Raw genomic sequence first — 15,640 nt, forward strand, 5'->3', positions numbered from 1 at the left:
GTTCTCCCCCGAGTGGACCGTTGCCACCCCCTTCGGGCTCCCGTCCGGGCCCGGACCGTCCGACCATGGAGGGGCGGAGGCTGTTCGGGCCCCCCGAGAGGCGGTGAGCGTGGATGATCGTACGAATCCGGCTGCGCGCTGTCCGTCACTCCGCGACTCCACCCGGTCCCGGTTCCAGCCCCGGCGCCGACCCCGGTCCCGGACCCGGCCCCGGCGCCGACCGCGACTCCGACCCGGGCCCGCGCCCGAGGCAGAGCTGGGGCCAGCCGCGAGGACCGAGCCCCGGCCAGGGCCGAAACCGGGGCCCCGATCAGGGCCCCGGCCAGGGCCGGAACCAGGGCCCCGGCGGTCCGGCCAAAGCTCCGCCCCCGCCGTCGTGGCGCCGCTGGCTGCTGCCCGTCGCGGTGCTGGTCACGCTGCTCCTGCTGGTGCTCTTCTCCAGTTCCGGCAAGCCCGGCACGCGCTACGGCTACTCCGACTTCGTGAGCCGGGTGGACTCCGGCCAGGTGCAGACCGTGAACGTCAGCGACACCGGCGGGGTGAGCGGCACGCTCAAGGACGGCACCCACTTCACCAGCCAGATCCCCACCGCCCTGGACACCTCCCAGCTCAGCGGCGCGCTCGCCGACCACCACGTGACGGTCACCGGCAGCCGGAGCAGCAGTGGCTCGATCTGGTCGACCCTGCTGCTGTTCCTGCCGCTGCTGATCTTCGGTGCGCTCTTCCTCTGGTCCGGCCGGATGGCCGCCCGCTCGCTGGGCGGCGGTCTGAGCGCCATCGGGCGGTCCCGGGCCAAGATCATCGAGGCCGAGCGGCCGGACACCGGGTTCGCCGACGTGGCCGGGTACGAGGGGGTGAAGCAGGAGGTCAGCGAGGTGGTCGACTTCCTGCGCAGCCCGGAGCGGTACGCCGCCGCCGGGGCCAAGGGGCCACGTGGGGTGATCATGGTCGGGCCGCCGGGCACCGGCAAGACCCTGCTGGCCCGGGCGGTCGCCGGCGAGGCCTCGGTGCCCTTCCTCTCGGTGACCGGCTCCGGCTTCGTGGAGATGTTCGTCGGCGTCGGCGCCTCCCGGGTCCGCGACCTCTTCGACGAGGCCCGCAAACGCGCACCGTCGATCATCTTCATCGACGAGATCGACGCCGTCGGCGGCCGGCGCGCGGGCGGCACCCGGTTCGGCGGCAACGACGAGCGCGAGCAGACCCTGAACCAGCTGCTCGCCGAGATGGACGGCTTCGACCAGAGCACCGGCATCGTCGTCATCGCCGCCACCAACCGCCCGGACGCCCTCGACCCGGCCCTGACGCGCCCCGGCCGCTTCGACCGGCAGGTCACCGTCCCGCTGCCCAACCAGGCCGAGCGGGCCGCCATCCTCGCCGTGCACTCCCGCGGCAAGACCCTGTCCCCGGACGTCGACCTCGGACGGCTCGCCCGCGGCACCCCCGGCTTCTCCGGCGCCGACCTCGCCAACCTGGTCAACGAGGCCGCCATCAACGCCGTGCGCGCCGACCGGGCCACCCTCACCGCCGACGACCTCGACACCGCCCGCGACCGGGTGCTGCTCGGCCGCCGGGAGTCCTCCAACGCGCTGCTGCCCGAGGAGCGGCACGCCGTCGCGGTGCACGAGTCCGGGCACGCCCTGATGGCCGCGCTGTGCGAGCGCGCCGACCCGGTCGCCAAGGTGACCATCCTCCCGGCCGGCGTCGCCCTCGGCGCCACCGAGCAGCTGCCCGAGGCCGAGCGGCACCTGTACAGCGAGGGCTACCTGACCGACCTGCTCACCGTCCAGCTCGGCGGCCGCGCGGCGGAACTGTTGGTCTTCGGCGAAGGCTCCACGGGCGCCGCCAACGACCTCGCCAACGCCACCTCGGTCGCCACCCGGATGGTCCGGGAATTCGGCCTCTCCCCGGAGCTCGGGCCGGTCGGCTACTCCAGCGGCACCCCGCACTACCTCGGCGACAACCCCGAGGACCTGCTGCGCCGCCCGTACTCCGAGCAGACCCAGCGCGCCGTGGACGAGGCGGTGGCCGGCCTGCTGCGCCAGGCCGAGCGGCGGGCCCTCGGCCTGCTCACCGAGCACCGGCACCACCTGGACGAGCTGGCGGCGCTGCTGGTGGCCCAGGAGACGGTGGACGGCGCGGTGGTGCTCGACATCCTGACGCACCCGGCGCCGGGCCCCGAGCGGCCGGTCTCGCTGCGGAAGCCGGACGGGGCGGCGGACGTGGACAGGGCGGCGGACGCGGACGGGCCCACGGACGCGGACGGCCCGGGGGAGCCCGCCGGCCCGGGGGAGACCCCCCGCCCGTGACGGCCGCATCGCCGGTGGTCGTATCCTCGTGACCGCGCCACCCACCACCGTCCCGAGGAGTCGGAATGACCGAGCCCCTGCCCGCCGACGTCCAGCGGGAGATCGCCCGTGCCCTCGGGGTCGCGCCCGTGCCGGACCCCGCGACGGAGGCCGAGCGCCGGGTGGAGTTCCTGGCCGAGCAGGTACGGACCAGTGGCGCGCGGAGCCTGGTGCTGGGCATCAGTGGCGGCGTCGACTCCACCACCGCCGGCCGGCTCTGCCAGCTCGCCGTCGAGCGGCTGCGGGCCGAGGGCCGCCAGGTGACCTTCACCGCGATGCGGCTGCCGTACGGTGTCCAGGCGGACGAGGCGGACGCCCAGCTCGCGCTCGGCTTCATCCGCGCCGACGAGGTGCTGACCGTCGACGTCAAGCCCGCCACCGACGGCGCGCTCGCCGCTCTGAAGGCCGCCGGCCTGACCTACACCGACCGCGGCCACGAGGACTTCGTCGGCGGCAACGTCAAGGCCCGCCAGCGGATGGTGGCCCAGTACGCGGCGGCGGGCGCCAAGGGCGGGCTGGTCGTCGGCACCGACCACGCCGCCGAGGCCGCCGTCGGCTTCTTCACCAAGTTCGGCGACGGCGCGGCCGACGTGATGCCGCTGTCCGGCCTGACCAAGCGGCAGGTGCGGGCGATCGCCGAGGCGCTGGGCGCACCGGCCGAGCTGGTCAAGAAGGTCCCGACCGCGGACCTGGAGGACCTCGCCCCCGGCCGCCCCGACGAGGACGCCCTCGGGGTCGGCTACGACGAACTGGACGACTTCCTGGAGGGCCTGCCGGTCAGCGAGGACGTCTTCCGCACCGTCCTCGGCCACTACCGCCGCACCGAGCACAAGCGCAACCTGCCGGTCGTCCCGCCCGTGGCATGACCGGCCCCGACGAGCGCGCCGCCGGGGCCGTCCTCGGAGCCGCCGTCGGCGACGCCCTCGGCGCCCCCTACGAGTTCGGCCCGGCCGGCGCCTTCTCCGCCCGTTTCCCGGACACCCCCGGTGACCTGGTGGCGGGCGGCGGCTGGGGGCTCGGCGAGGCCACCGACGACACCCAGATGGCCGTCCTGGTCGCCGAGTCCCTGATCGAGCGGGGAAGCCTGGACCTCCCGGACGTCTTCGACCGGTTCCGCCGCTGGGCCGCCGCCGACCCCCAGGACATCGGCATCCAGACGGAAGCCGTCCTGACCAGCGGCCTGCCCTGGGACCTCGCCGCCGCCGTCCACTTCAACACCACGCTGCGCGCCGCCGGCAACGGCGCCCTGATGCGGGCCTCGACCTCCGCCGTCGCGTTCGCCCGCGCCGGTCGGCGGGCCACCATGGACGCGGCCCGGCGCATCGCGGCGCTGACCCACGGGGACGGGGCCGCCTGGGAGGGCTCGGCGATCTTCCACGAGCTCGTCCGGCTCGCGCTCCACGGCGCCGACCCGCTGGCCGAGCTCCCCGCCGTCCTCGCCCACGTCGACCCCGGCCACCGGGAGCGCTACGCCACCGTCCTCGCCCCGGACTGGTACCCGGAGCGCGCCACCGAGGCCAACGGCGCGGTATGGCCCTGTCTCGGCTCGGCGGTCTGGGCGCTGCGCACCACCGAGGGCTTCGAGCAGGCGCTGCGCGCCGCGATCGACCTCGGCGGGGACACCGACACCGTGGCCGCCGTCACCGGCGGCCTGGCCGGTGCCCGGTACGGCCTGGCGGCGATCCCGGAGCGCTGGACCGGGCCGCTGCACGTCGAGCTGCCCGGGTTCGGCGGGCGGGTGCTCCGCGCGCCCGAACTGCTCGATCTGGCGCGGAGCTTGACGGCCTGGGAGGCCGGTGGCGCGGATCGGGGCAACGGGGGTGCCCGCCGGCGCGACCAGTGACGCGGTGCCCGGCGCCGGCGGATGAGCGAGGAGCGCGCCCGCCCGCGTGCCCGGCCACGGTGCCGGGGTGCGGGGTGCGGGGTGCGGCGTGGGGGCCAAGGGGCGGGGCTGCCACGATGGGGGTGTGCGGCCCGATCCGGGGTCGGCGCGACCGGCGTGCGGCCGGTTGACGAACGGGGGACGAAGTGATGACGGTGGATCGGCTCGCGGTGGTGTCCGGGGGCGGTACCGGGATCGGCCGGGCGATCGCGGCGCGGTTGGCCGGGGACGGGCACCGGGTGGTGATCCTGGGCCGCAGGCCGGCCGTGCTGGAGCAGGCCCGGGAGGAGATCGAGCGGGCCGCCGGTCCGGGGCGGGTCGTGCCGGTCGCGGCCGATCTGACCGACCCGGCGGCGGTCGAGGCGGCGGCGGCCCGGATCACCGGACTCGGGCCGGTGGACGTGCTGGTGAACAACGCGGGTGCGATCGTCACCCCGCCGGCCGACGGCAGTCTGGGCGCGCTGGCCGCTTCCTGGCGGCGGGACCTGGACGGCAACCTGCTCACCGCCGTGCTGCTGACCACCGCGCTCCAGGACGGGCTGCGCCGTCCCGGCGGCCGGCTGGTGGTGGTCAGTTCGGCCGCGGCCCAGCGCGGTGGCGCGGGCCCGCACTCGGCGGGCTCGTACGCCGCCGCCAAGGCCGCGCTGCACGGCTGGGCGTTCGGTCTGGCCCGGCAGTTGGGGCCGGACGGGATCACGGTGAACGTGCTCGCGCCCGGTTACATCGAGGACACCGAGATCTTCGGGGCCGGCTGGAGCGAGGAGTTCCACGCCCGGAAGGTCGCGGACACCCTGGTCGGTCGGGCGGGCACCCCGGCCGATGTGGCCGAGGCGGTCGCCTATCTCGCCTCGCCGGCCGCCGGGTATCTGACCGGTCAGGTGATCGGACTCAACGGCGGTGCGGTGCTGGGACGTTGAGTCCGGGCTTCGGGGAGCGGCCGGTCAGTCCCCGTCGGCGTCGGGCTCGGAGGCCGGGCTGGATGCGGCGCGGAGGGCGAGCTTGGCCTCGGCGGTCGTCCAGTCGGTGGCGATCGCCTGCTGGGCGGCGGCCAGGGTGACCTGGCCCTTGCAGATCGCGGTGTGGAGGTGGGTCTCCACCGAGTCCTTGGGGTTGTTCGGGCCCTTGCCGGGGACGTGGCCGGGGGAGGGCGGCTGGACCCACAGGTTGCGCGGGTCGTTGGGGTCGCCGCCGAGTTGGAGGCTGATCAGGTGGTCGTACTCGGCGTCGCCCATCGGGCCGTCATAGCCGTAGGACTTGGCGTTCTCGGCCTTCTCCTTGCCCGTGATGTTCGACGGCGGGCGGATGGTCGAGGTGTAGCCGCCCTGCTTGCAGATGGTGTCCTTGAGGTTGCCCTGGTTCACCGCGGGGCTGATCGCGCCCGGGGTGCAGGAGGGGTCGGGCAGCGGCTGCTTGTCCGCGGTGTAGCGGTAGTGGCAGCTGCCCGGCGCGGGCTGCGGCTGGACGTCGTAAATCGCCTTCGGGCCGGGGCCGGTGACGATCGCGGCGGCCAGCGGCGGGGCGGCCGCCGCGGCATCACCCGCAGCGGCCGGGGCGGAGGCGGAGGCGGACCTGGCCCCCTTGGCGGCGTGGCCGCCGCCGGGCGAGCAGCCTGCGGCTGCGGCGGCGAGCAGGACGGCCGCGGCCATGGCCGGGGCGCGGCGGGCGGGAGCCGGCACGGGGTTCCTCCCTCGGGGGTGGGCGTGGGCGGCGGCCGCCGGACGGGCCGGTGCCGCGCCAGCGGACCCTACCGCGTCCGCGGGGCCGTCGGAGTGACGCCACGTGCGGGCGCGGGAAGCCTTCGCCGGGCGTGCGGAACCGTTTCCGCGGCGGAGGTGGATCCGGCCGCCGCCGATGGCCGGTTCCGGTTCTGTCGATGCCGTGAAGGGGCTGTGTCCGGACGGAGCCGGGCAGAGTACGACCGAACCGCTTCGCCGTCCGCGGGCCGTGTCGTAGCCTGACGCGGACGCGGCAGTGCCGCGATCCGACCGGCGGGAGGGAAAGCATGAACAGGCTTGTGCGCAAAGCGCGTTGGTTTGGAGCGGTGGCGGCGGCAGGGGCACTGCTGCTGACCGGGACGGAGGCCGCGGCCGCGGCGCCGGAGGGCCCGCCGGTCAGCGCGGCCCGGGCCGTCCCGACGGCGGACAACCTGGCGTTCGGCGGCACGGCCGAGTCCTTCGCCGTCGTTCCGGACGGCACCCGCGTCTACGCGGTGGTCGGCCACGCCGTCGACCCCGGCCACTCGGCCCGGGTCGTCCGCAGCATCGACACCCGTACCGGGGCGAGCACCGACCTGCTCACCGTCACCGGCTTCGACAGCGTCGGCCGTCCGACCGTCAGCCCGGACGGCAGCCGGGTCTACGTGACCGTCGACTGGGACCTGCTGACCTTCGACGCCGCGACCGGACAGCAGCTCGCCCGGGTCGCCACGCCCGACCAGCCCCGCCCCGGGGCCATGACCAAGGGCGCGCTGAACGGGGTGACCGTCAGCCCGGACGGAACCCGGGTGTACCTGTCCCAGTACGGCCCCTGGGGCGTGCGCCTGGGCAGCCGGGCCGGCCGCGTCCTCGCCTACGACCCCGCCACCCGGACCTTCACCGGCGGCGTGACCCTCACCGGCTACACCGTCGGCCGGGTGGTGCTCGGCCCCGACGCCACCGACGCCTGGGTCGGCACCGCGGACAACCTCTACCACCTGGACGTCGAGGGCGCCGCCCCGGAGGTCATCGACCCGGTGGCGGACTTCGGCTCCGCCGAGGAGATCGTGCTCGCTGCCGACGGCCGCACCGTCTACGCGAGCGGCTACCGCGACTACGGCACCGTCACCGCCGACATCCTGGACCCGGAGACGAACACCTTCCGGTCCGCCTTCGGCCTCGGGGCCTTCGCCGACGGTCCCCAGCTGCTCGGGACGAGCCCGGACTCCGGTCGGGTCCGCGTGTTCACCGGCGCGAGGACCCCGCAGGCCGCACTGCTGTCGTACGACCCCGCGACCGGCGCGGCCGTTCCCGGCGAGACCGTCACCGGCTTCGGCCTGGACTCCGTCGTCCAGGTCCAGCTCGGCGCGGACGGCCGCACCCTCTACCTGGCCGGGCTCAAGGGCGGGGACTCCGTCCTGCGGACCGTCCGCTTCTAGGGACCCGACGAGCGGCGCCCGACGGGAACGGGCCCGACGAGAACGGGAACGGGCCCGACGAGAACGGGAACGGGCCCGACGAGAACGGGCCCGGCAGCCGGCGCCGGAGCGCCGCCGTGCCGGGCCCGAGGAGGGCAGGTCAGCGGGCCTGGGCGGCCTTCGCCTCCCTGGCGGCCTTGGCGGCGGCCTCGGCGGCCTCCTTCTCGTGCTTCTCCTTGATCCGGGCGGTCTCCTTGCGGAGGTCCACCTGGTTGGCGCGCTCGTGCTGGAGCCAGAGCGGGTTCTCGGCCCGGAGGGCCTCGATCTGCTCGGTGGTCAGCGCCTCGGTCACGCCGCCCCGGGCCAGGCCGGAGATCGAGATGCCGAGCCGGGCGGCGACCACCGGGCGGGGGTGCGGGCCGTTCTTGCGCAGGTCCTGGAGCCACTGCGGCGGCTCGGCCTGCAGCGCGTTCAGCTCCTCGCGGGAGACCACGCCCTCCTGGAAGTCGGTCGGCGCGGCGTCGAGGTAGATCCCCAGCTTCTTGGCCGCCGTGGCCGGCTTCATGGTCTGGCTGGTCTTCTGCTTGAGCGATGTCATGGTGACAAGGGTAAGGGAGTGCGCGGGCGCTCCCGGTCACGGTCGGTAGCCTTGCCCTGTGACAGACATGCAGGTGAACCCGACCTTCCGGCTCGTGTACGTCCCGGGCGTGACCCCCGGCAAATGGGTCCGGGTCTGGGAGGAGCGGCTCCCGGACGTGCCGCTGGACCTCCTCGCGGTCGCGTCCGGTGACGCCGAGCGGACCCTCCGCGAGGGCGGCGCGGACGCCGGACTGGTCCGGCTGCCGGTCGACAAGGACGTGCTGAGCGCGATCCCGCTCTACACCGAGACCACCGTCGTGGTCTTCCCCAAGGACCACTGGCTCGCCGCCGCCGAGGAGGCCTCGGTGGAGGACCTGGCGGACGAGGTGGTCTTCCACCCGCTCGACGACACCCTGGGCCTCACCGCCGACACCCTGCCCGGGCGCCCCGCCGTCGCCCGTCCGGACAGCACCGAGGACGCGGTCGAGCTGGTCGCGGCGAACGTCGGCGTGCTCCTGGTGCCGCAGTCCCTGGCCCGGCTGCACCACCGCCGGGACCTCACCTTCCGGCCGGTGGCGGACGTGCCGCAGTCCCAGGTGGCGCTGTCCTGGCCGCAGGAGCGGACGACGGACCTGGTGGAGGAGTTCATCGGGATCGTCCGCGGCCGTACGGTCAACAGCTCGCGCGGCCGCGGGGCCGGGCAGGCGGCTCCCGAGGCGCAGCCGAAGAAGGCGGCGGCGGGCCGGGGCAAGCCGCAGCCGCAGCGGGCCGGCGGGCAGAAGAGCGGTGCGCAGAAGGCGGGCGGCCAGAAGTCCGGCGGGCAGCGGGCCGGGGCGCCGAAGGCCGGGGGAGCCAAGGCCGGCGGGCGGGGCGCGGCGGCCCGGCGCGGCAGGCCCAAGCGGTGACCGTGGCGTAGCGTCTGCCCCGTTCGCAGCGGGCGAGGCGGGAGGAGCGGGGCAGTGTGGCACGACCTGATGGCCGTCCAGATTCCGATCGTGGAGAAGGTCCTCCGCACGATCGCCGTCTACGTGCTGATCCTGGTGCTGTTCCGGCTCGCCGGGAAGCGCGGGCTGGCGGGGCTGAACACCTTCGACATGGTGGTGGTCTTCCTGCTCTCCAACGTGGTGCAGAACGCCATCATCGGCAATGACAACAGCCTGCTCGGCGGCGCGATCGGGGCGGTGACCCTGATCGCGGTGAACGCCGCCGTCACCCGCTGGCTCGCGCGCGACCCGAGGGCCGCGCGGGTCCTGGAGGGAAGGCCGACCACCGTGGTGAAGGACGGCAAGCTGGTCGACGGCGCGCTGCACAGCCTGGCGCTGCGCCCGTCCGAGCTGGAGCACGCCATCCGGATCCAGAACGGCGACAAGGTCGGCGACGTCGCGCGGGCCCGGCTGGAGCCGGACGGACAGCTGCTGGTCTCCCTCAAGGCGGGCGAGCAGAGCGCCACCCGGGGCGACGTCGCGGACCTGCGGCGCCGGCTGGAGGAGATCGAGCGGCTGCTCACCGCCATCGCCGCCGACCGGCGCCCGCCCGGCTGACCGCCGCCCGGGCCTCGGCCCGCCCGCCCCGACAGGTCCTGGGACCGACGGGCCCTGGAACCGGGAGGCCCTGGAGAGCCGGGGCCGGTCACGGGTTCGGGTGGACGTCCGCCGGCCGCTCGGCCCCGGCACGCCGGCGCCGCGAGGCACCGAGGGCCACGGTGGCGGCCAGGGCGAAGCCGAGGGCGGCGGCGAGGAGGTGCCCGACGGTGGTGAAGCCCGGGAGGGGGCCGGGCCAGTCGCCGCCGGAGAGCGGCCAGGCGACGACGAAGGCGGCCCAGGGCAGCCGGGCCCGGCGGGGCACGGCGAGGGTGGCGAGGGCGAGCACGGTCTGGGCGCCGTAGCTGATGCCGTAGTCCGAGGCCCCGCGGACGTTCTCCGGGTACCAGCCGTGGCGCAGGGCGAGCAGGATCACCGCGGCGGTGATCAGGGTGGCGCCGATGTGCCCGCCGAGGAATACGGCGGCGGCGCGCAGGCCGCCGAAGCGGCGCTCGGTCCAGGCGAGGCAGCAGCAGACGCCGAGGCCCAGGGTGATCAGGGTGCTGCCGAAGCCGGTGGAGAGGATCTCGGTGAGGGTGCCGTCGAAGAGCAGCGCGCTGCCGAGCAGGGCGCTGACCGGGTGGTCGTGCAGGTTGTCGAGGTTGGTGCTGATGTGGTCGCGCAGTGCGTCCGCGCGGTCGGCGGCGAGCAGGTTCTCGACCCAGACGTGCCCGAGCAGGAGCAGGACGACGTAGCCGAAGGTCAGCGGCGAGCGGCGCGGGTACGTCCGGGCGGCGCGCAGCAGCCCGGTCAGGAGCCCCGAGGGGGTTCGAGCGTTCATGGTCTGGTGGCGTCCCGGTCGAGCGGCGTGGTTCCGGCCGGCGCCCGTGCGGCCGGCCACGCCGGGACAGTACCGAAGCCGGGCCGGGATCCGGTCGGCGGACCCGGCGCGGACGGCGTCGGAGCCCGGTCGCCGTGCGGTCAGCGGACCCGGCGGGTGAGTGTCGCGGTGAAGGGCCGGGGCGTGAGGGAGGAGCCGCGGGTGGGGCGGACGGGCCGGCCGGGGGTGGGGGCGATGGTCCAGCGGGCGGCGATGGTGGCGATGGCGAGGACGGCCTCGGTGGTGCCGAAGACCTCGCCGATGCAGCGGCGGGCGCCGAGGCCGAAGGGCGCGTAGGTGCCGGGTGCGGGGCGGGCGGTGGTGAGCCAGCGGTCGGGGTCGAAGCGGTCGGGGCGGGGGAAGAGGTCGGCCCGGCGGTGCAGCAGGTAGGGGCTGTACAACAGGGTGGCGCCGGCCGGGATGCGGTGGCCGCCGAGCTCGGTGTCGACGGTGGCGGTGCGGCTGAGGATCCACGGCGGCGGGTAGAGCCGCAGGGTCTCGCTGACGATCCGGGCGGTGAGCGGCAGGGCGGGCAGGTCCTCGTGGCGGGCGGGCCGGCCGTCCAGGACGGTGTCGAGTTCGGCGTGCAGCCGCATCCGGACGGCCGGGTTGGCGGCGAGCAGCGTCCAGGCCCAGGAGAGGGTGGCGGCGGTGGTCTCCGTGCCGGCCAGCAGGAAGGTGACCACCTGCTCGTGGACCTCGGCGTCGGTCAGGCCCCGGCCGTCCTCGTCCGTCGCGTCGAGCAGCGTGGAGAGCAGGTCGTGCCGGTCGGTGCCGGCGGCGCGGTGGTCGGCGATCAGCCGCCGGGTGATCTCCCGCAGGTCCTGTCGGGCGCGGCGGAAGCGGCGGTTGCCGGGGGTGGGGAGGCGGTCGGCGCCGGGCAGCGGCAGCATCACCCGGCGGCCGACGCCGCGGGTGACGGCGTCCATGGACCGGCGCACCGGCAGGGTGCCGGCCCGCTCGTGCGCGGCGAACAGGCAGCGGGCGGTGACGGCGGTGGAGAGGCGGTGCATCGCGGCGGGGACGTCGATCACGTCGCCGTCGCGCCAGCGGGCGGTGGCGCCGCCGATCTCCTCGGCCATCAGCGCGGCGTAGCCGGGCAGCCGGTCGCGGTGGAACGCGGGCTGCAGCATGCGGCGCTGGCGCCGGTGGGCGGCGGCGGGGCAGGTGGCGAGGCCGTTTCCGAGGACCTCCCGGGCCTTGTCGAGGAGGGGCCCGCCCTTGTCGAAGGTGCGGTCGTCGGTGAGCAGCCGGCGGACCAGCTCGGGGTGGCAGACCACGTACGCGTGGAGCGGGCCGAGCCGCAGCCGGACGAGGTCGCCGTGGGCGGGCAGGCCGGCGACGAACTCGTGCGGGCGGTGGAGGAGGGCGGGGGCGTGGCCGAGCAGCGGGAGGCCGCCGGGGGCGGTGGCCGCGGTGAACCGGGTGGTCGGGAAAAAGGGGGTCGGCACGGGCGTCACCTTGGTTGGGGCGGGAGGACCGGGACGAATCGCGAACGTGATCTTTCCCGGCGGCGTGCGGCGAAACGATCGTGGACGGGCGGACGGGGTGAACGCGGGGGCGCGGGCCGAACGGTCGTGCGCCCTCGAAGATTTGATGGAGCGTTTACCCGCCGGGGTCGACCCCGGTCGGGCGACGGCCGCCGGTCGTGCCTACACTCGAAGCCCTGCGAGATTACCGGTCAGTAGAACCGGGCAGGTACGACCAACCGGTGTGATCGCCGGACGGTGGAACGTCCGGCAGGGAGTGGGGAGTTCGGATGACCGACGAGCGGGTCCATGCGTTCGCCGACGACGCCCTGGGCGCCCACGACGCGGTGGCGCTCGCCGCGCTGGTCCGGGCGGGCGCGGTCAACCCGAGGGAACTGGTCGGCGCGGCCGTCGACCGGGCCGCGCGGGTGGACGGCGCGCTGCTGCCCGTCGCCCATGCTTCGTACGACAAACCGCGGATCAGCCGGGAGGGGATCGGCGGTCCGCTCTGGGGCGTACCGACCTACCTCAAGGACAACGTGGACCTGCGCGGCCTGCCGACCGCGATGGGCAGCGAGGCCTACCGCGCCCGCCCGGCCCGCCGCAACGCGCGCTTCACCGACCAGTTCCTCTCCACCGGCCTGGCCGTCCTCGGCAAGACCAGACTGCCCGAGTTCGGCCTCAACGCCTCCACCGAGTTCGCCACCGCCCAGCCGGTGCGCAACCCCTGGAAGCCCTCGCACTCGCCCGGCGCCTCCTCGGGCGGCGCGGCGGCCCTGGTGGCCGCCGGCGTGGTGCCGATCGCGCACGCCAACGACGGCGGCGGCTCGATCCGCATCCCGGCGGCCTGCTGCGGGCTGGTCGGGCTCAAGCCCACCCGGGGCCGGCTGGTCACCAACGCCCAGAGCGGCAAACTGCCGATCGACCTGGTCACCGACGGCGTGCTGACCCGCTCGGTGCGCGACACCGCCGCTTTCTTCGCCGCCGCCGAGCGGCACCGCGGCAACCCCGGGCTTCCTCCGCTCGGTCTGGTCGAGGGGCCGGGCGATCGGCGGCTGCGGATCGGCCTGGTGGTGGACTCGCCGATCGCCAAGACCGACGGGCCGACCCGGCAGGTGGTCGAGGAGACCGCCGCCCGGCTGGAGGCGATGGGCCACCTGGTCGAGCCGACCGCACTGCCCTTCGGCGAGGAGTTCTCCCGCGACTTCGTCAGCTACTGGGGCTACATCGCCTGGGCCATCGCCGCCACCGGCCGGCTGCTGATCGACCCGAGCTTCCGGGCCGGGAAGCTGGACGGCCTGACCACCGGACTGCGCCGCCGGTTCCGGGCGGAGTTCCCGCAGACCCCTGGCGTGCTGCGGCGGCTGCGCCGGGCCGAGGGCGTGTACGCGCGGATCTTCCGCGACCACGACGTGATCCTCTCCCCGGTGCTCGCCCACACCGCCCCGCCGATCGGGTACCTGAGCCCGAACGTGGACTTCGACGAGCTGATGGACCGGCTGATGCGCTACGTCGCCTTCACCCCGGTCAACAACGTGACCGGCGGCCCGGGCATCGCGCTGCCGGCGGGCTCCGAGCCCGGCGGGCTCCCGGTCGGGGTGCACCTGTCGGCGGCGCACGGGCAGGAGCGGCTGCTGCTGGAGCTGGCCTTCGCGCTGGAGGCGGACCGGCCCTGGCGGCGGATCCAGGACTGAGCCCAGCGGGGCGGGGCGCACCCGGGGCCGGGACCGAACCCGCGGGGCGGGGACCGAACGCCGAGCGTCCGGGACCGGCCGCGCTCAGGGCGCCGGCGCAGCGGTTCGGGTCATCGGCGCCACCACCGACCGGGCGGCGCGCACCTCGTGGTGGAGCCGGGCCAGCGCGCAGTCCGGCGCCAGCGCGTCCGGCTCCGCCCCCGGCGGCGGTCCACCGGTGCGCAGCGCCTCGGCGAGGCCGGTCAGCTCCCGGGTGACGGTGGCGACCTCGGCGGCGGTCGGCACCGGAGCGCCGTGCTCGATCCGCACCCGGGTGGCGGTGGTGGTGTCCACGATCCGCTCGACCGCGATCACCACCGGCCAATAGGCCTCCGCCCGGGTGCCGACCGGCGGCGGCTCGGTGAGCGCCCGCTGGAACTCGCTGCGCACGGTGGACAGGTCCCGGTAGAGGCGGCGCCGGTAGCGGGCGCGGGCCGGTTCGTCCCGTCCGGGCGCGGTGGCGAGGGCCAGCGACACGTACGAGGCGGTGTCCTGGACGGCGTCGGCGAGCCGGTCGCCGATCCGGGTGTGCCAGGAGTCCGGCCACAGCAGGTAGCCGACCAGCAACGCGATGCCGCAGCCGATCAGCGAGTCGTAGAGCCGGGGCGGCACCAGGCGGAAGCCCTGGTGGTTGAGCAGGTCGGAGAGCAGCAGGATCACCGGGGTGATGGCCGCGGTCTGGAAGGCGTACCCCTTGGCGGACAGGGCCGGGATCAGGGCCGCCAGTGCCGCCATCACCGGGACGTCCCACCAGCCGTGCGGCACCTCGGCCAGGACCGGGACGGCGATCAGCAGCCCGGCGGCGGTGCCGAGCGCGCGCAGCACCGCGCGGGAGAACACCGAGCCGAAGTCGGGCTTCATCACGAAGGTCACGGTCAGCGTCACCCAGTACGAGCGGGGCACCGCGATCACCGAGACCAGCACCTGTGCCAGCCCGATGCACAGTGCCAGCCGCAGCCCGTACCGCCAGGACGCGCCGGACAGCAGCAGTGCCCTGGTCGCCCGCCGGGCCCGGACCTCGATCCCGGCGGGGCGGCCCAGCCGGTCGCCGGTGGCGTACGGGTCGGGTGCGGCCTCGTGCACGACGACGGCGGCGTGCCCGATCGCCTGGACCAGCGCGCGGGTGGACGGGCCGGCCGGGACCGGCAGGCCGAGCGGCGGGGGCGGGCCGGTGCGGTTCTGCTCGACGGCGTCGGCCAGCGCGCGTACGGCGGCCGGGTAGCCGGCGGCCAGCGGGCCGAACTCGGGCGGGCGCAGCTGGGCCGCCGAGGCCGCCTCGACCACCGGGATCACCGCGTTGAGCTGGGCGAGCAGCCGTACCAGGGTGGGTGAGCGGCCGTGCCGGCGGGCCCGCCGGGCGAGCAGCAGGTCGTAGGACTGGTTGAGTGAGCGGGTGAGTTCGCGGCGGCGTCCGTCGTACTCCGGAGTGCCGGCCGCCTCCAGCAGGTCGGCGACCGCCCGGTAGGTGCCGGCCACCACCGCCCGTTCGGGGACGCCCACCCGCAGCGGCCAGGCGAGCAGGGTCAGGGCGAGCACCACCAGGCCGCCGAGCAGCAGCAGGGCGGGCGGCAGCCACCAGGGGGAGGGCAGGGGCAGCCCGGCCCCGACGACCGCGTTGAGCAGCAGGAGCAGCCCGGAGACGGAGGCGACGGCGCCGATCGAGGAGATCATGCCGGAGACCAGCGCGACGACGGTCACCGTCGCGACGGCCGTCCAGCCGGCGCCGAACACCAGGGTGCCGAGCAGCATCCCCAGGGCGCCGAACAGCTGGGGCACGGCGATGTTGTGGACCCGCATCCGGTACGCGTCGGCGGTGTCCCCGATGACTCCGGACAGCGCGCCCATCGACACCAGCGCGCCGTAGGCGGGCCGCCCGGTGGCGGTGCCCACCGCGAGCGGCGCGGAGAGGGCGACGGACGCGCGGGCGACCGCGGCCCACGGGACGGGCGCGGCCCGGGGCCGCAGACCCTCGGTCAGCCACGGGGGAGCCGTCAGCGCGGGTGCCATGAGCCCAACGTACGGCCGGGCCGACCGGTTCACCGTGCGCGCGAATATGTCAATTCCAGAAACATACCCGCTCTTATGTCAGTCTCCGAAACATAAAGCGAACCCCGAGAGGC

13 protein-coding genes are annotated in these 15,640 nt (G+C 75.5%); 8 read left to right on the plus strand and 5 right to left on the minus strand.

The window, feature by feature from the left end; translation table 11 throughout:
• Window positions 1-404 precede the first annotated feature (404 nt).
• The 4 genes from ftsH (at window position 405) to ACFVUY_RS07585 (ending at window position 5,144) form a co-directional block, all read left to right on the plus strand.
• Complete coding sequence (gene ftsH, locus ACFVUY_RS07570; RefSeq protein ID WP_387728061.1) at window positions 405-2,306, plus strand: ATP-dependent zinc metalloprotease FtsH; 1,902 nt, start codon at window positions 405-407, stop codon at window positions 2,304-2,306.
• Window positions 2,307-2,371: 65 nt separating this feature from the next.
• A complete protein-coding gene (gene nadE, locus ACFVUY_RS07575; protein ID WP_387728063.1) occupies window positions 2,372-3,211 on the plus strand; it encodes an ammonia-dependent NAD(+) synthetase in 840 nt (279 codons plus the stop codon).
• Window positions 3,208-4,188 (plus strand): ADP-ribosylglycohydrolase family protein, encoded by a 981-nt coding sequence (locus ACFVUY_RS07580; RefSeq protein ID WP_387728065.1) that lies wholly within the window; start codon window positions 3,208-3,210, stop codon window positions 4,186-4,188. Before nadE ends, ACFVUY_RS07580 begins: the two co-directional genes overlap by 4 nt.
• Window positions 4,189-4,376: 188 nt before the next feature.
• Window positions 4,377-5,144, plus strand: a complete 768-nt coding sequence (locus ACFVUY_RS07585; protein WP_380540564.1) for an SDR family NAD(P)-dependent oxidoreductase — start codon at window positions 4,377-4,379, stop codon at window positions 5,142-5,144.
• 24 nt (window positions 5,145-5,168) lie between these two features.
• Here the strand turns inward: ACFVUY_RS07585 and ACFVUY_RS07590 are convergent, their stop codons facing one another.
• Window positions 5,169-5,873 (minus strand): hypothetical protein, encoded by a 705-nt coding sequence (locus ACFVUY_RS07590; protein ID WP_387728220.1) that lies wholly within the window; start codon window positions 5,871-5,873, stop codon window positions 5,169-5,171.
• A gap of 395 nt (window positions 5,874-6,268) precedes the next feature.
• Between ACFVUY_RS07590 and ACFVUY_RS07595 the strand changes: the two genes are divergently transcribed.
• On the plus strand, window positions 6,269-7,360 hold the full coding sequence (locus tag ACFVUY_RS07595) for a YncE family protein (protein WP_387728067.1): 1,092 nt from the start codon (window positions 6,269-6,271) through the stop codon (window positions 7,358-7,360).
• A 139-nt stretch (window positions 7,361-7,499) separates the two neighbouring features.
• On the opposite strand, the gene ACFVUY_RS07600 is transcribed toward ACFVUY_RS07595, so the two are convergent.
• On the minus strand, window positions 7,500-7,937 hold the full coding sequence (locus tag ACFVUY_RS07600; protein ID WP_387687972.1) for a DUF5997 family protein: 438 nt from the start codon (window positions 7,935-7,937) through the stop codon (window positions 7,500-7,502).
• A gap of 58 nt (window positions 7,938-7,995) precedes the next feature.
• On the opposite strand from ACFVUY_RS07600, the gene ACFVUY_RS07605 reads away from it, so the two are divergent.
• Together ACFVUY_RS07605 and ACFVUY_RS07610 are read left to right on the plus strand one after the other, a co-directional pair.
• A complete protein-coding gene (locus tag ACFVUY_RS07605; protein WP_387687970.1) occupies window positions 7,996-8,823 on the plus strand; it encodes a LysR family substrate-binding domain-containing protein in 828 nt (275 codons plus the stop codon).
• Between the two features lie 54 nt (window positions 8,824-8,877).
• Window positions 8,878-9,459 carry a DUF421 domain-containing protein gene (locus tag ACFVUY_RS07610; RefSeq protein WP_387687968.1) on the plus strand — a complete coding sequence of 194 codons (582 nt, stop codon included), beginning with the start codon at window positions 8,878-8,880 and terminating at the stop codon, window positions 9,457-9,459.
• An 88-nt stretch (window positions 9,460-9,547) separates the two neighbouring features.
• On the opposite strand, the gene ACFVUY_RS07615 is transcribed toward ACFVUY_RS07610, so the two are convergent.
• A complete protein-coding gene (locus ACFVUY_RS07615; RefSeq protein ID WP_387728069.1) occupies window positions 9,548-10,279 on the minus strand; it encodes a rhomboid-like protein in 732 nt (243 codons plus the stop codon).
• A gap of 140 nt (window positions 10,280-10,419) precedes the next feature.
• Window positions 10,420-11,769 carry a cytochrome P450 gene (locus tag ACFVUY_RS07620; protein WP_387728071.1) on the minus strand — a complete coding sequence of 450 codons (1,350 nt, stop codon included), beginning with the start codon at window positions 11,767-11,769 and terminating at the stop codon, window positions 10,420-10,422.
• A gap of 308 nt (window positions 11,770-12,077) precedes the next feature.
• On the opposite strand from ACFVUY_RS07620, the gene ACFVUY_RS07625 reads away from it, so the two are divergent.
• Window positions 12,078-13,481, plus strand: a complete 1,404-nt coding sequence (locus ACFVUY_RS07625; protein ID WP_387687962.1) for an amidase — start codon at window positions 12,078-12,080, stop codon at window positions 13,479-13,481.
• An 84-nt stretch (window positions 13,482-13,565) separates the two neighbouring features.
• Here ACFVUY_RS07625 and ACFVUY_RS07630 read toward each other — a convergent pair whose 3' ends face one another.
• Complete coding sequence (locus ACFVUY_RS07630; protein WP_387728073.1) at window positions 13,566-15,527, minus strand: FUSC family protein; 1,962 nt, start codon at window positions 15,525-15,527, stop codon at window positions 13,566-13,568.
• Window positions 15,528-15,640 lie beyond the last annotated feature (113 nt).

It is taken from the genome of Kitasatospora sp. NPDC058063, assembly GCF_042885395.1.
GTDB classification, from domain to species: Bacteria; Actinomycetota; Actinomycetes; order Streptomycetales; family Streptomycetaceae; genus Kitasatospora; species Kitasatospora lactacystinica.

Coding starts and splice junctions, on each gene's coding strand:
- ACFVUY_RS07585 (WP_380540564.1), top strand. CDS start 4,377: ATGACGGTGGATCGGCTCGCGGTGGTGTCCGGGGGCGGTACCGGGATC.
- ACFVUY_RS07590 (WP_387728220.1), bottom strand. CDS start 5,873: ATGGCCGCGGCCGTCCTGCTCGCCGCCGCAGCCGCAGGCTGCTCGCCC.
- ACFVUY_RS07580 (WP_387728065.1), top strand. CDS start 3,208: ATGACCGGCCCCGACGAGCGCGCCGCCGGGGCCGTCCTCGGAGCCGCC.
- nadE (WP_387728063.1), top strand. CDS start 2,372: ATGACCGAGCCCCTGCCCGCCGACGTCCAGCGGGAGATCGCCCGTGCC.
- ACFVUY_RS07600 (WP_387687972.1), bottom strand. CDS start 7,937: ATGACATCGCTCAAGCAGAAGACCAGCCAGACCATGAAGCCGGCCACG.
- ACFVUY_RS07615 (WP_387728069.1), bottom strand. CDS start 10,279: ATGAACGCTCGAACCCCCTCGGGGCTCCTGACCGGGCTGCTGCGCGCC.
- ACFVUY_RS07630 (WP_387728073.1), bottom strand. CDS start 15,527: ATGGCACCCGCGCTGACGGCTCCCCCGTGGCTGACCGAGGGTCTGCGG.
- ACFVUY_RS07625 (WP_387687962.1), top strand. CDS start 12,078: ATGACCGACGAGCGGGTCCATGCGTTCGCCGACGACGCCCTGGGCGCC.